We start from the raw sequence: 15,954 nt of genomic DNA, 5'->3' as shown, positions 1-15,954 counted from the left end.
GGTAACGGCTGCAGCCGGCATGCTCTAGCTTTTGTACAGGATCATCCATGTACTAAAGTTCAAGCAGGCAACTCCGGGGCGACTTCGGCAAGATGGTTCCTGCGGAATCTCTCAGCGCTACAATTCCGCTCTCTGAAGGCCATTTCTCTTCCTACTCTTCCCATTCACAGTTGTTTGTAATTTGCAAATGCTCTGTACAGTATTACCATATTGTATTCCAATATGCCTGAATTGACTATAGTCAACTATAACTTGCTTATTGTGTATAGTCAATATTTCAGGGTGTATATGCTTCAACTTTATCTATCAAAAGATCTAGAAGATATTCCAGCGCCCTGGACCCCAAAACCAAGCAGGCCGCCCCAGGATAAGTCCTCGAGTGGCCTGCTTGTGATTTTTCAAGAAATGTCTCTGTTCATACAAAGTATTACGGGATATACAGGACTTGGCCTTCCTCTACGCTCTGTTCCGACAACCTGTTATAAAGCAATAGCTCGCGAGGGCTCAGTTGGTACCTCTCTGCAATAGCCTCTAATGTTTCCTCACGCTGTACGATGCATAATCGAACTTTGCGAAAAGGAGTATCTTCCTGCCGTTTTCCCAGAAACAGCGACTTCCACTGAACATCTTCCGATGCAAGCGGTTCTGCATACTCCTCTGCCTTCTCATCTTCCTCACGTGCCGTGATTTCCTGTTCCTGAACGGTACGGCTTGACTGCAATAGCGAAGAAAAGCCAACACCTGATGAACTGCCCACCGTGCTGTTTTTACTCGTAAATGCCACTTTCAGTTCTGGCTTCGCTGGAGGTTCCTCTTGAACCGGAGACTCATCGGCAAGAAATACGGCCTCCTGAACAGAAGCAACTACCGAATCTTCCTTGTCCTCGGATGACTCATCCACCTCTTGATCTGAAGAAGCCAATACCGGCATTGAATCTTGCTCCCTATCATCTGTAATTTCTGAGAAACCGCTAGATGGACTCTGATCACTATTTTCCGATTGATCAGCCCGTTCAAAGTTCCATACATTCGGATTCGATTCCGATATGCTCTGTGCCGACTGAATGCTTGAGTTCGCAAACGGCGGTTCAGCTGGTTGAGATGGGGCAAATTTCTGTGATGGCTGCTCTCTATGTAACTCCTGCCCTGTAGCTCCATCCGCTGTATACAAGTTAACGGATCCCTGGTTGCCGAACCCAGAACCCTCCTGATGCTGCTCACTTTGGAACTCCTCATCGCGACCACTAGTCTGCGCATTCAAATCAAAGCCCGTTACCTGCTCATCCTGTGCATAAACTTCCTGTACTTGAGGGAAATAAAATGGCGACGGGTCCTCCGACTGAATAGTTTCATGCTGACGCACCGCCGTATCATACCCTAAACCATCTCCTGCAGATGAGTCGGGAGCATGTACCACTGTGATTTCCTCATTGTTCCAAGCACCGTCGTTTAGCCCCTGGACGGCAGCTTGAATACCTTTTAGCGAGAGTACTCCTGTGATATTCAGACTTCTAGTAGACAGCAGGTCGACATCGAAATTTTCAATCTCCACTGCAATATCGTCTAGCGAAGATACCCGATTCATAGGAACGGTGATTTCCACCGGAATCCAATGTTCCAGCGGCTCGGACTCCCCCGCTTCGGTGTCACCTCTATACAGCCCCGCCAATAGCAGATGGCCGCGAAGTGTCGCCTGCTCCTCCTGACTGATTACCTGGATATGCGGTATTAATTCAACCTCTTCCAGTTCATCAATTCCCGGCAGATCTTCCGATAAAATAATGCGTTCGTAAATATCAAACCGCAATCCGTAGGACTGGTCGAACACGGAAATGTCCTCCTTTCGGCATATACTATCCGCGGGCTGATCCCGCGGCATGAGCCCATTTTTGTCACTCAACTTATCTATATGCCAAAATTGGGGGAGCATGACTTTTTTGCTGACACTGTCCGGAAATCGCTTATTTGAACCCCTGTATCCCCTTCAATCCCTCACTTCGTAATGCCATGCCCAAAAATTAGAAAAAAAGAAAAAAGACCGTTCAAAACGGCCTTTATCTTAGAAAGGGTTTACTCGCTATTTCCGCCTTCAGCTGGAGAAGATCCTCAGGCCACGGGGCAGCAACCTCAATAATCTCTCCCGTAAAAGGGTGAGAGAAGCTTAGCCGCGCACCATGGAGCGCTTGGCGGCCAAAGCTGACAGAATATCCACCATACAGCGAATCTCCGAGAATGGCATGTCCCATATGGCTTAAATGGACGCGAATCTGATGGGTCCTTCCCGTCTCCAAGCTTAAATACAGTAGACTGGCCTGTCTGTACACTTCGGATTCAATGATCCGTGTCACGGCTGTCTGTCCAGTTAGCGATACACGACGGCGCTGGGCATGATGTCGGTCTTTACCAATAGGCAAGTCAATGACCTTTAAATCCGGTGACACACGTCCCTGGACAATGGCAACATAAATCCGGACAATCTCCTTCTGTCTCATCGCTTCATCGAGCTTGAGCTGGGCATACTCGTTTTTGGCATACAGCACAGGTCCCGTTGTATCTTTATCAAGCCGATGAATGTGGCGGACAGCCGCTTCCACTCCCGATGCTTCGTAATAAGCAGCTACAGTGTGGTTCAGTGTCGTCTCGGTTCCACGGTCATCCGGATGAACGGCCATACCGGCAGGCTTGTTCACGACGAGACAAAAATCATCCTCGTATAGAACCTCCAGCTCGCTCCACATCGGTTCGATGCCCGCCTCCCTCGCTGGGAAAAGAGACAGCCGCAGCCGATCGCCTCTCCACTGTATGCCTTCAGTATGCTGGAGCTTTCGCAAAAGCTTCTCCGGCATTCCAACGGTTTCAAGCAGCCACTTTGCCGTAGCTCCCTCACGATCAGACTGTCCAGTCAGAATTTTGCCCGGCGTCAGTTCCAGCCACTCACCGCGCCGAACCCAGTTCCCTTGGTAGCTCACAGGCTTTTAAAGGCATTGTAATTAGCTTCGATCGTCGCATCAATGTCTTCCTTAGTGTGCGCCGCCGATATGAACATGCCTTCGAACTGAGATGGAGGTACGCTAACCCCCTCCTGAACCATCGCTGCAAAATAACGGCGGAACAGGTCCATATCACTGCTCTTGGCCGTATCAAAATTGATTACCTTCTGGTCTGTAAAGAATGGGCAAACCATCGATCCAATTCGATTAATGGATAATGGTATACCGAATTCACGAGCATTCCGTTCAAAGCCAGCCTGAAGCTGTGCTCCTCGCTCTTCTAGTTGATCGTATATAGCCGGCGTAAGAAGCTTAAGCGTGGTATATCCGGCTGCCATAGCCAGCGGATTACCACTCAGAGTTCCTGCTTGATAAATCGGACCTGCTGGCGCAATCTGGTCCATAATCTCACGTTTACCACCATAGGCACCGACAGGCAGACCTCCGCCAATTACTTTTCCAAGGCAAGTTAAATCCGGCGTAACACCGAATCTTCCCTGGGCACAATGGATATCCACACGGAAACCAGTCATGACCTCGTCAAAAATAAGCAGGCTGCCATAATCCTCCGTTACTTTGCGTAGCCCTTCCAAGAACCCTTCATGTGGAGGCACAACACCCATGTTCCCTGCTACAGGCTCCACAATAACAGCCGCAATCTCGTTGCCAAAGCGTTCAAATGCCAGTTGTACCGACTCTAGGTCGTTATACGGAACAGCAATCGTATTTGTTGCCACCGCTTCAGGGACACCTGGGCTATCCGGCAAACCCAGCGTTGCGATACCTGAGCCCGCTTTAATAAGCAGACTGTCAGCATGTCCATGATAAGAGCCTTCGAATTTAATAATTTTGCTGCGGCCAGTATAACCACGAGCAAGACGAATTGCACTCATCGTCGCTTCCGTCCCGGAATTTACCATCCGGACAACTTCGACTGACGGTACGCGTTCACAGACAAGTTTCGCCATCTCAGTTTCGAGCAATGTTGGTGCTCCAAAGCTGGTGCCTTTAGCAGCCGTTTCACGCAGCGCTTCTACAACGTCAGGATGGGCATGGCCCATAATAAGCGGACCCCATGATCCGACATAATCGATGAAGCTGTTGCCGTCGATATCATACACGCGGCTTCCTTCCCCGCGTTCCATATAAATCGGTGTTAATCCCACCGATTTGAATGCCCGTACCGGACTGTTGACGCCGCCCGGAATATAACGCTTCGCCTCTTCAAAGGCGGCACGTGACGCTTCTTCTTTTCGCATACCTTGACTCATTTCATGCCACTCCTATCTGTCGCAATGACAATACTATTTTCTAACGGTTCCGGATCCAGCGGGCTGCATCTTTGGAGAAATACGTAATAATTATGTCTGCTCCGGCTCGCTTCATTCCTGTGAGCATTTCCATCACTATTGCCTGTTCATTAATCCATCCTTGCTCAGCAGCTGCTTTGACCATCGAGTATTCACCACTGACGTTATAGGCTACAAGCGGCAGATCAAACTGATCCCGCAGCAATCTCACAATATCCAGATATGCGAGAGCCGGCTTGACCATAAGCATGTCAGCACCTTCGAGCACATCACTTTCAGCTTCACGCAGCGCTTCCCGTACATTTGCAGGATCCATCTGATATGTCTTACGGTCGCCGAACTGCGGAGCAGAATCAGCCGCTTCACGGAATGGTCCGTAAAAGGCAGAAGCATATTTAACCGAATAAGACATGATCGGAATATGCTGGAAACCCTCTTCATCCAGCGCTGTCCGAATTGCTTGCACGAACCCGTCCATCATGTTAGAAGGAGCAATGATATCAGCACCGGCTTTTGCTTGGGAAACCGCTGTACGTGCCAGAAGTTCCAAAGATTCGTCATTCATAACGTCCCCATGGACATGCCCGTCACGTTCAAACGTATGAACCATACCGCAATGTCCGTGATCTGTAAATTCGCACAGGCAAGTATCAGCGATTACCAACAGATCAGGATACCATTCCTTAATGAGCCGTGTTGCTTCCTGAACGATCCCATCATCCGCAAAACCGGACGTTCCCACGCTATCTTTGCTTTCAGGTATACCAAACAGCAGCACAGCTGGAATTCCAAGAGCAGCAATTTCGTCCACTTCCTCTTTCAGCGTATCCAAGGAGAAATGAAACACTCCCGGCATGGATGAAATCTCAGTCTTTACTCCGGTTCCATAGGTTACAAAGATGGGTTGTACTAAATCTTCGATGTTCAGTACTGTCTCACGGACCATGTTGCGAATACCGGCACTTTGACGCAACCGGCGGTGGCGTACAATCGGAAAACTCATGTTCAATCCCTCCAGTTTAAAAAGTATAATGTCGAATGAACAAAAGATTTTTTGCCTGATCATCACTACGAATTCGGATTATTCTTCCGATCACTCTTGCCCCCAGATTTCTTTTATGTATTTATATATTCGTTGAAATCAGGGGACAGCTTATGCTTCCGATGCGAGCTTTCCTATGGAAAGCTTTCGGGCGAACGCTACGCTTCTCCAGAATAATTCCGCCTTCTTCGTTGAAGTTTTTCCATTCTTTAGTTCAATCCATATAGATTTGTAACGTATTTATATTTTATAAGTCCCTCATAAATCAATCACGGTGACGGCGCGGTTCGTCCTTGTTCCATTCACACAAAGCATCGACCAGGCTTTCGATTGTCGCTTCCTCAGCCATAATCGATACGTTTAGCCCTGCCTCCCTGGCCGTTTCCGCTGTCAGCGGACCGATGCAGGCAACAGTACTATCGCGAAGCAGCTCCAGTGGTGTGTGTGCGTCTCCAGCCATCCGTTCCAGGACACGCAGCAAGTTCGTAACAGTCGAGGAGCTAGTGAACGTAACGGCATGAATGCCGCCTTCCTCAAACAGTTTGAGCAGCTCGTCGTCATCTTCACCACACAGGACCGTTTCATATGTCTTGATGTCTGTCACATGCAGTCCCATCCGTGTCAGTTCTTCTGGAAGCCAGCTCCGGCCGAGATCTCCACGTGGAAGCAATATTTGCTGGCCTGCCTTCAACTCCGGTCCGAATGCATCCACAAGTCCTTCTGCCTGGTAGCGTTCCTTCAGCATTTCAGCAGCGATCCCCCGTTCACGTAAAGCACCCGCTGTTGCAGGCCCAACCGCTGCGATTCTAGCCCCTGCCAGAGCCCGTATATCCTTGCCTGACTCATTCAGGTGATGGAAGAAAAAGTCCACTCCATTCACACTCGTAAAAAATACCCAGTCATATTGATTAAGCTTATCCAGTGCTTGATGAATCTCCGATATGTCCAGACTCGAGGTCGGCATAACGGTCTCAATGACCGGGAATTCATATGGCTCACCGCCCAAATCCTCAATCCGACTCACAAGCTGACTCGCCTGGCTGCGGGCCCGGGTCACAAGGATCCGCTTGCCAAACAAAGGTAACTGTTCTGCCCACTTCAGATGCTCACGCTGCAGAACAACCTCACCAACGACAATAACCGCCGGAGGTTGGAAATTGGCCACCTTTACAATTTCTTCAATATCGGCAAGCGTTCCGGTAATCGTATCCTGCTCAGCACGCGTTCCCCAGCGCACAAGAGCCACCGGGGTCTCCGGCGGCCTTCCGTGAGCTATTAATTGGCGGCTAATATATCCAATTTTGGCTACCCCCATCATAAAGATCAATGTGCCTGTTGCATTCGTTACCTTATCCCACTGGATCATCCGGTCCAGCTTGTCTGGACTCTCATGGCCTGTAATGATAGACAACGAGGACGCGAGATCACGATGAGTTACCGGAATACCCGCATATGCAGGAACACTGATCGACGAGGTTATGCCTGGAACAATTTCGAAAGCGATACCGTGGCGGTACAAAAGCTCCGCCTCTTCCCCTACCCTACCGAAGATCGTAGGGTCACCGCCCTTGAGCCGGACAACCGTCTTTCCCGTAAGCGCCAGGTCAACTAACAGTTGATTGATTTCTTCCTGCTTCATCGTATGCCTGTCAGGAAGCTTTCCAACATACACTTTCTCGGCTCCCGGCTTCATCCATCTCAACAAGCGGGGAGAGGCCAAGCGGTCATATACTACAGCATCCGCTTTTTCGATGCATTCCTTCCCCTTAATCGTAATCAGCCTCGCATCGCCAGGCCCTGCTCCAACTAAGTAAACCTTACCTATCATCCGATCATCCCCTAACTTGCGCCAGAATCTGCTCCGCTCCCTTAGCTTTCAGCTTATCGGAAACCTCTACGCCCAAAGCCTCCGGATCTGTTCCTTCAGCACTTTCCTTCAAGACAAGCTCTCCGTCCGGTGAGCCCACCATGCCGGTTAATTGAATAATGCTCTGTCCTTCCAGGGAATGACCTGCTGGAGCCTCGGTCAACACCGCATATGCACCTATCGGTACCTGACAGCCACCGTTGAGCTCATTCAGATACTTACGTTCAGCGGCTACCGTCCGGGCTGTTTCTTCATCATTATACAGAGAAAGAAGCGATAAGAGCTCTGTATCATCTTCCCGACATTCAATGCCGAGCGCACCTTGTCCTACCGCAGGCAGACACGTCTCAATAGACAAGTACGATGTGATCCTGTCCTCCCACCCCATTCGCTGAAGACCCGCTGCTGCCAGAATGATAGCCTGATATTCTCCGTTCTCCAGCTTGCGGAGACGGGAGTCGATATTACCCCGAATCCATTCAAGCTGCAAATCCGGACGGTATGCCTTCAGCTGGCTGGAACGGCGCAGACTGCTCGTCCCTACCTTCGCTCCTTGTGGCAGACTTTCCAAACTGTCAGCTTCCAGTGATATTAGACAATCCCGGGGATCTTTTCTGCGCGGAACGGCTCCCGTCGTGAGGCCTTCAGGCAAAACAGAGGGCATATCCTTCATGCTGTGGACAGCCATATCAATTTCACCATCGATCATCGCCTGCTCGATTTCCTTGACAAACAGACCCTTGCCGCCAACCTTGGACAGCGTGACATCCAGAATGCGGTCACCTTTTGTAATGATTTTTTTAACTTCAAAATCAAATTCCATTCCGTTCTCGCGGGCCAATCGCCTCAAATCATCGATAACCTGGCCTGTCTGGGTAAGCGCAAGTGCGCTTTGTCTGCTGCCAACCACAATTTTACGCATACTTATTCCTCCTGATTGTGACTGATCCATTGTTGGATCTGTTCCGGACTCCACGGAGTATAGCTTCCCCGCCGTATGTCCTGTAGTATATCGATTTCATGTATTTTTCGCAAAAGCTTCCGCCGTACGGAAACTGTTGACACCTCTTTCTTGACAGCGCAACGCATGGTATACAAAAACTCAAGGTACGGCTCAATTTCGTCCCCTAGCTGTTTCTCCAGGCGGCTGCATATATCTACCGCTGCAAGCGGACCCGCACCGGACGTAGACACCGCGACCGTGAGCCTGCCTCTTTTCATAACAGCCGGATTGATAAAGTTGCCCGATTCCCCGCTGCTTGCCACGTTAACCAATACCCCAAGCTGGCGAGCCTCTACGGCGACCGCATCATTAACTGCCGGAATATCCGTAGCAGCATGCACCAAAAATGCTCCCTTAAGGTCGCCATCTTTGTATGCTCTACAGGTCCATTGAATCCGTCCTGAATCAACCAGTTGAAGAAGCCCCTCACTTATGTGAGGACTTATAATATGTACCAAGGCGCCGGCACCCAGCAACGTCTCAATCTTTCGCTCAGCCACCAGCCCCCCGCCTATGATAATGCAAGTCTGACCCTTGCAGTTCAGCATAACCGGAACATAATGAACCATATTTACTAATCACACTCCCGACCAGCGGTGAAACTCAGACCAAGCATTTAGAAAGAAATTCAACACGATAAATCCAAATCCGATCAATGCCCACACTGCGGTCTCCAACCCAGACCGACGATGCAAATGCCGCCGCACGAAGTAATATATATAAATGCCAAGTGCAACTGCGGTTGACAGCACCTTCAGATCCGCCAGAAGCGTCCATCGCCCCTCAGTGGCAATGGACAACACCGCAATGACCAATGACAATATCAGCACCGGTGTACCCGTTAATAGGGCAAAATATGAATATTTATCTAATATCTCAAGGCTGGGAAGCCTTCGGATAATATCATTCCACTTCTTGTGCTTCAGCTTGCGGTGCAGAAACATGTACATTCCCGCAAAGACCGCTCCAACGGTTAACGCCGTAAAGCTGACACTTGCAAGTGCGATATGCAGCATTAACAGCCCATGAACCGTCTGCCAGCTCTCCAAGGGATTATATCCTGCCGTAAGCAGCAACCCATTGAGCAGCATAACGCAAAAACCGATTATATTCATAAGGAGTGAGGCAAATTCCGCCCGTCTCGTGAAAATAATGGCAATGGATGTCACTGTTACACTGAACGAACTGAGTAGCAAAAAATCAAAAGAAGTAAAGACGGGGAATGTTCCTGTTTCCCCTACCCGTATTCCAATGGCACCACACTGGAAAAGAGCTGCAACAACAAGAAGCCCTGTGCCTATCCGCTTCGCTGCCCGATTGCGTTTCACGCAATCCGAGATATAAAACAGAAGGCTCAGGGCATAGATACAAATGCCAGCATCATAGATTAGATTTAAAAACATGAGTTACGTCACCTGCCTTAAAGAGCGGCAGGGGCCAGAGAAATCCGGACCGATTTCTGCTCAGCAGTTTGATCCGCTGATTTGACCATAGACTCAACCTCAGATGGGTTTGCACTGCTCAGAGCCTTACTGTCTGCTCCTTGTTCATTCTCTTCCATCAAACTTTCCAAAGCGAAAATTTGAGTGAAATAATCAAGTGCTTCACCGCCATGCTTTCCGCCCGTCATTTCTTTGATCCGGTTGATCGGGTCATGCATCATCTGATTCACAATACTCTTCGTCAGACGACGAATGACTTTGCGCTGGCGCTCATCCAGCTCAGGAAGTTTGTTAAACAAGCTTTCGAGCGTTTCCTCATGAATGTTGTTCGATTTATCCTGCAAGGCCCGGATTGCGGGTCTGACGCCAAGCGTCTTCAACCACTGATGGAATGCATCCATCTCCTCTTCGATCATAATTTCGATTTTGGCTGCTTCCGCACGCCGCATCTCCATATTGCTCTCCACAATGCCTTCCAGATCATCAATATCATACAGGAATACGTTGGATACTTCGCCCACCGCAGGATCAATGTCCCGAGGGACGGCAATATCGATCATAAAGAGAGGCCGAGACTGGCGTTTCTTCATACTTTCTTTGACTCGTGACGGACTCAATACATAATCGTTCGCACCTGTGGAGCTGATGACGATATCCACTTCATGAAGGCGCTCCATCGCTTCCAGCATGCCGCATGGAGTTCCCCGGAATTTACGTGCAAGTTCCTCTGCACGAACTATCGTGCGGTTGGCTACAATGACTTCAGCTGCACCATTGGCATACAAGTGCTTGACGGTCAGCTCACTCATTTTTCCGGCGCCCAGGATAAGCACCTTTTTATCGTTAAATGTTCCAAATATTCGTTTGCCCAATTCAACAGCCGCATAACTTACAGAAACTGCGCTTTCTCCGATAGAAGTTTCGGAATGAGCCCGTTTACCCAGAGTAACAGACTGCTTAAACAACATATTAAACCAGGTGCCTGTCGCCTTCTCCTCTTGAGACTTCAAGAAGGCACTACGTACCTGTCCTAGAATCTGCGTCTCACCAATAACCATGGAATCCAGACCACAGGTCACTTTAAACAAGTGCGAAATCGCCTGCTCATCTTCATATATATATAGATGCTGTGTAAATTCTTCACGTTTAATGTCAAACCACTGCTCCATAAAACTACGGATAAAATAGCCGCACATATGAAGGCGGTCAACCACCACATAAATCTCAGTACGGTTACAGGTAGCGACAATGACGCCCTCTAATACGCTCTTGGTTGACTTCAGCTGGTTCAACGCCTCGGGCAAATCTTGCTCCGCAAATGTAAAACGTTCTCTGACTTCCACAGGCGCCGTGCGATAGTTCAACCCAACAACGACGATGTGCATTGCATGTTCACCTACCTAATGGTTTTTAATGCGCTCAGTATAGCACATTACACTTACAATAATTACGACTTGTTTGACCATGATAATTATATCACAGGTTGTCGAAATTCCTTGTCCATTTTATGAATTGTTTATGAAATCGCCATGTTCTTGAATTCAGTTTCGCGCACGTGCCCAAGCCATCCCTTACTATTGTGGTATGTTTCAGCTGGAGATATACGGAGCAATTCCCTATGTTACTCTATTCGCAATAAAATAAATAACCATGGAGAATTCCATGGTTATCAGTATACACATTTGGGAGGCCTACTTACACCAATTCGGCCTGTTTCATCTCGGGCGTTTCGACAGTCATTTCGCCTAAACCGCGTACGAGCTTTTTCGCAAAGCATTTTTCAGGTTTCAAAACGGATACCAGGTAATCAATAGCCAATTGCGGATCTACCGTTTCCCCGCAGGTATAACAGTCAATCGCAGCAAAACCTCTCTCAGGATAAGTGTGAATAGAGAGATGGCTTTCCGACAGTAGCACAAGCACTGTAGCACCTTGTGGTTCAAATTGCTTGGACTGGACGGACATTACCGTTGCTCCGCAGGCTTCAGCGGCTTCCACCATCTGAGCTTGCAAAAATTCAGCACTGTTCAGTAGTTCAAAGTCGACTCCCCAAGTATCAACAGCAACGTGTCTTCCGAAAGTTGAGTATTCCATCTTCCGGTTTCCCCCTTCCTAGGAATAAAATGTTTGAAAAATTTCATCCGCTAGGACCTACGTCATTCACTTCCCGAGGGAATAATCTCTCGCAACATTACATGTCCTGAGTGAATCCTGGTTCCTATATTCTTTTCAACGAGATTAAAAATAACATCAATGAGGTTGAAATGCAATACATTTTTGAAAATTGATGATTTTTATTTTACAGATCAGCATATGAAAATGAATAAAGGTTTGCTCATCATGGACAAGTTGTATTTTCAGCTTGTTAAATGTCTTTGTTTGCGATGGAGGCCTAATAAAAAAAGCCCCCGGATAAAAACGGGTAGCTTTTCGTTATTACAGTATAGTTACTTAAGCCTCTAGTACGAACAGTCGCTGATTAAATTTCCGAAGCTGCTCGTCGATACTTTCAATGCTCGACATGGTAACCGCAGCTATCCTCTGATCCAGAAGATCGTTAATGCGAAGGTGAATGGACTCGATCTCTTTCTCTGTTTCATTGCTGTTATACAGGCGCTGCAGTTCACCCGCCGTATTCTTGTACTCATAAATTAGACTGCAATCATCTTCTGCCAGTTGTTCAATGCGCTCTACTGTTCCATCATGGTAGTCATAACTCATAATGAATCCACGGTAAATCCGATTTACCTTGCCTGATCCTTTGAAAGCCGAAAAAAGCTTACGCACGGCATTGGTCAGTTGAGGGGTTACCAATCGGCAGGACAGCTCACAGACATAAAAGCCATCTTTGCGTTCAAAAGGCAAATGAACTTCTTCCCCGCTTTCGTCTTCGAGCACGATCTCCTGCCCTCCGCCGTCCATCACCTTAACCCGAAAATTAATTTGGGAAGTTATGGTACTCTGCAGAAATTGATTCATTTGAACGTCCGTCATTTGCATGGTGGCATTAACATATTCTGTGGCTAACCTATGAGCCATAAAAATCTCCTCAATTCTTTTAACAATCCTTACAACCATTATAACGCAGGATACAAGGTTTTTTCTTGTCAACGGATTGAGATTATTCAGCAAATTTCATAAAAAAACGGTTTAAGACGGAATTTCCCTAACAATTTCAATGGGATTCTCACTTTCACACAGAAAATGCACCGTATCTCTACGGTATACGATGAAAAAATGATTTCACAGGAAATAAGCAGGCAACCTCTTATTCCTGTCCCTTTTCTATAGAGAAAGTATCGTCCTCATCGCCTTCATTGGCCTCATCCGCTTCTAATCCATAGTTTGTATAAGACTGAATAATACTCCATAATTCATCCTTACCCAAACCGCTTTCGGATGAAAACATGACCATCGAATGATGCGGCCGAAAACCTAACGTCTCCTTCACCATTTTGATATGTTTAGACCAACGACTTCGCGGGATTTTATCGGCCTTTGTTGCTACGACACAGACATCACGATCATAATACTGAAGCCAATCGTACATGATGATATCATCTTTTGATGGCGGATGACGCAGATCTACAACGAGCAGAACAAGTTTTAGCTCCTCGCGGTTCAGCAAATATCTCTCAATCATTTCACCAAATGCAGCACGTTGTGTTTTGGATACTTTCGCATAACCGTAACCCGGAAAATCCACTAAATATAAATCATCATTCGCACGATAATAGTTCAACTGCTGTGTTTTACCTGGAGTCGAGCTTGTACGAGCCAAATTTTTACGGGATAGCATCCTGTTGATAAGCGAAGATTTACCCACATTGGAACGCCCTGCCAGAGCAATCTCCGGCAAGGCGTCTACAGGGTATTGGTCGGGACCTACAGCGCTGATAACAAATTCTGATTTTGTTACTTTCATATTCAATATTCCTCTCTAGTGCACTCCCGCTTGCTCCACCAGCGCGTGCTGGAGCACTTGATCCATATGAGATACGGGAACAAATTCAACATCGTTCTTTACGCTGTCTGGTATATCGCGCAAGTCCCGTTCGTTGTCTTTCGGTAGCAGAATTTTTTTGTAACCTGCACGGTGGGCCGCAAGGGACTTCTCTTTCAAGCCGCCAATCGGCAGCACCCGGCCGCGCAAAGTAATTTCGCCAGTCATGGCAACATCGCGTGCTACGTGGCGCTTCGTCAATGATGATATGAGCGCGGTAGCAATGGTTATTCCAGCGGAAGGTCCATCTTTCGGAATAGCGCCCTCTGGAATATGAATGTGCACATCCATCTTCTCATGGAAATCCGGTTCAATCCCAAGCTCCATGGCTTTGGACCGCGTGTAGCTGAATGCGGCTTGGGCAGATTCCTTCATGACATCACCAAGTTTTCCTGTGAGCGTCAGCTTGCCCGTACCCGGGACAACGGTGACTTCGATGGTGAGAGTATCACCGCCGACTTCGGTCCAGGCCAGACCGGTCACACTGCCCACCTGATCCTCAAGCTCAGCCATACCGTAACGGAACTTCGAAACGCCCAGATAGTCCTTGATGTCTTCTTCACCGATGGTGATTTTTTCGGAGTTATCCGTTACGATTCTTTTGGCCGTTTTACGGCATAATGCTGCAATTTGCTGTTCCAGATTCCGTACACCCGACTCGCGTGTATATTCCCGGATCACCTTTAAAATAGCATTCTCATCCAGCTGCAGCTGTTCTGCTTCCAGCCCGTGCTCGCTCTTCTGCTTCGGAAGCAAATAGCGTGAGGCGATCTGAAGCTTCTCCAGCTCCGTGTAACCTGGAATATAAAGAACCTCCATACGATCCAATAGCGGACGCGGAATATTGTGCAGCGCATTTGCTGTCGTTACAAACATAACCTGTGACAGATCAAACGGAATTTCAATAAAATGATCGCTGAATGTATTGTTCTGCTCCGGATCCAGTACTTCGAGCAGAGCAGATGACGGATCCCCCCGGAAGTCGGAAGCCATCTTATCGATTTCATCAAGCAGGAATACTGGATTCTTCGATCCCGCTGTCTTCATGCCCTGAATAATTCTTCCTGGCATGGCACCTACATAGGTACGCCGGTGACCGCGGATTTCCGCCTCATCCCGCACGCCGCCTAGTGAAATACGTACGAATTTGCGTTCTAGGGAACGGGCTATGGACCGGGCCAAGGAAGTCTTACCTACCCCTGGTGGGCCAACAAGACAAAGAATCGGACCCTTCAGCTTCTTTACCAGCTTCTGAACCGCCAAGTATTCCAGAACACGTTCTTTCGGTTTTTCCAGACCATAATGGTCTTCATCCAGAATCTGTTCCGCTTTCAAAATATCCAGATCGTCCTCGGTCTGTTTTGTCCACGGCAGTGCTAGCAACCAATCCACATAATTACGAATGACACCGCCTTCAGCTGAGCTGGCCGGCATCTTCTCCAGACGGTCGATCTCTTTCTCAACTTTCTCGTTGACACGCTCCGGGAGTTCAAGTTCCTTCAGCTGATTGCGGAGTTCTTCAACTTCGCCGGTGCGTCCTTCTTTCTCCCCCAGTTCTTTCTGGATCGCTTTCATTTGCTCACGCAAATAATATTCCTTCTGGGTTTTTTCCATCTGTTTCTTGACACGCTGATTGATCTTACGTTCAAGCTCCAGCACTTCGCGCTCATTGTTCAGGATATCAAGTAGCTTCTCCAGACGCTTCTGGACATCAACCGTCTCCAAAATCTCCTGCTTATCCTTGATCTTCAAGGACAGGTGACTTGTAATCACATCCGCAAGCCGGCCCGGCTCTTCGATATCGGATACCGCGGCCAGTGTCTCGGGCGTCACTTTTTTGGACAGATTAATGTAATTCTCGAATTGCCCCAGAACCGTTCTCATGAGAGCGGCTACTTCGGAATCGCTGTTCTCCTCTTCAGGAAGTTCACGCGCGAGGACTTCATAATAATCCTCGTTATCCGTATATTGAATAATTTCCGCCCGTTCCATACCTTCCACAAGCACTCGTATGGTACCGTTCGGAAGTTTGAGCATTTGTCTTACATTTGCAACTGTACCGATCCGAAAAATATCTTCTTGCGTCGGTTCTTCAATGTTCACTTCCGATTGAGAACATAGGAGAATCAAATTGTCTTCAACCATCGCCTTTTCTAATGCCTTAACCGATTTCTCCCGCCCTACGTCCAAATGCAATACCATGCTTGGATAGACGAGAAGTCCTCTTAAAGGCAGTAAAGGAAAACGACGACCTTTTGATTTACTGGGTCCCATCGCTTTCACACCTCCAATGGCTC

13 protein-coding genes and 1 other annotated feature (1 of these 14 only partly in view) are annotated in these 15,954 nt (G+C 48.0%); all 13 genes read right to left on the bottom strand.

Annotated elements, in window-relative coordinates; translation table 11 throughout:
* Positions 1–177, bottom strand: a binding site (T-box leader) (it extends 107 nt beyond the left edge of the window).
* Positions 178–427: 250 nt separating this feature from the next.
* A complete protein-coding gene (locus MNQ98_RS07330) occupies positions 428–1,828 on the bottom strand; it encodes a LysM peptidoglycan-binding domain-containing protein (protein WP_241932604.1) in 1,401 nt (466 codons plus the stop codon).
* 226 nt (positions 1,829–2,054) lie between these two features.
* Entirely contained in the window at positions 2,055–2,969 is a 915-nt protein-coding gene (locus MNQ98_RS07325) for an RluA family pseudouridine synthase (protein WP_241932603.1), read from the bottom strand.
* Entirely contained in the window at positions 2,966–4,261 is a 1,296-nt protein-coding gene (gene hemL, locus MNQ98_RS07320) for a glutamate-1-semialdehyde 2,1-aminomutase (protein WP_241932602.1), read from the bottom strand. The genes MNQ98_RS07325 and hemL overlap by 4 nt, the downstream gene beginning before the upstream one ends.
* A 40-nt stretch (positions 4,262–4,301) precedes the next feature.
* Complete coding sequence (gene hemB, locus MNQ98_RS07315; RefSeq protein WP_241932601.1) at positions 4,302–5,303, bottom strand: porphobilinogen synthase; 1,002 nt, start codon at positions 5,301–5,303, stop codon at positions 4,302–4,304.
* A 304-nt stretch (positions 5,304–5,607) separates the two neighbouring features.
* Positions 5,608–7,170: a uroporphyrinogen-III C-methyltransferase gene (cobA, locus tag MNQ98_RS07310; RefSeq protein WP_241932600.1), complete on the bottom strand. Its 1,563-nt coding sequence runs from the start codon at positions 7,168–7,170 to the stop codon at positions 5,608–5,610.
* A gap of 4 nt (positions 7,171–7,174) precedes the next feature.
* On the bottom strand, positions 7,175–8,131 hold the full coding sequence (hemC, locus tag MNQ98_RS07305) for a hydroxymethylbilane synthase (RefSeq protein ID WP_241932599.1): 957 nt from the start codon (positions 8,129–8,131) through the stop codon (positions 7,175–7,177).
* Between the two features lie 2 nt (positions 8,132–8,133).
* A complete protein-coding gene (locus tag MNQ98_RS07300) occupies positions 8,134–8,781 on the bottom strand; it encodes a precorrin-2 dehydrogenase/sirohydrochlorin ferrochelatase family protein (protein WP_241932598.1) in 648 nt (215 codons plus the stop codon).
* Positions 8,782–8,790: 9 nt separating this feature from the next.
* Positions 8,791–9,615 carry a cytochrome c biogenesis protein CcsA gene (gene ccsA, locus MNQ98_RS07295; RefSeq protein WP_241932597.1) on the bottom strand — a complete coding sequence of 275 codons (825 nt, stop codon included), beginning with the start codon at positions 9,613–9,615 and terminating at the stop codon, positions 8,791–8,793.
* Positions 9,616–9,632: 17 nt separating this feature from the next.
* On the bottom strand, positions 9,633–11,039 hold the full coding sequence (gene hemA, locus MNQ98_RS07290; protein WP_241932596.1) for a glutamyl-tRNA reductase: 1,407 nt from the start codon (positions 11,037–11,039) through the stop codon (positions 9,633–9,635).
* Positions 11,040–11,349: 310 nt separating this feature from the next.
* Positions 11,350–11,748, bottom strand: a complete 399-nt coding sequence (speD, locus tag MNQ98_RS07285; protein WP_208915321.1) for an adenosylmethionine decarboxylase — start codon at positions 11,746–11,748, stop codon at positions 11,350–11,352.
* Positions 11,749–12,105: 357 nt separating this feature from the next.
* Positions 12,106–12,693, bottom strand: a complete 588-nt coding sequence (locus tag MNQ98_RS07280; protein ID WP_241932595.1) for a non-ribosomal peptide synthetase module — start codon at positions 12,691–12,693, stop codon at positions 12,106–12,108.
* A 229-nt stretch (positions 12,694–12,922) separates the two neighbouring features.
* Positions 12,923–13,579: a ribosome biogenesis GTP-binding protein YihA/YsxC gene (yihA, locus tag MNQ98_RS07275; protein ID WP_241932594.1), complete on the bottom strand. Its 657-nt coding sequence runs from the start codon at positions 13,577–13,579 to the stop codon at positions 12,923–12,925.
* Between the two features lie 15 nt (positions 13,580–13,594).
* Positions 13,595–15,931 carry an endopeptidase La gene (lon, locus tag MNQ98_RS07270; RefSeq protein WP_241932593.1) on the bottom strand — a complete coding sequence of 779 codons (2,337 nt, stop codon included), beginning with the start codon at positions 15,929–15,931 and terminating at the stop codon, positions 13,595–13,597.
* Between the last annotated feature and the right edge of the window lie 23 nt (positions 15,932–15,954).

The organism is Paenibacillus sp. N3/727 (genome assembly GCF_022637315.1).
In the GTDB taxonomy this organism is placed as follows: domain Bacteria; phylum Bacillota; class Bacilli; order Paenibacillales; family Paenibacillaceae; genus Paenibacillus_AQ; species Paenibacillus_AQ uliginis.
The sequence above is the reverse complement of the archived record's forward strand: the minus strand, read 5'-3'. Positions and strand labels throughout refer to the sequence as shown.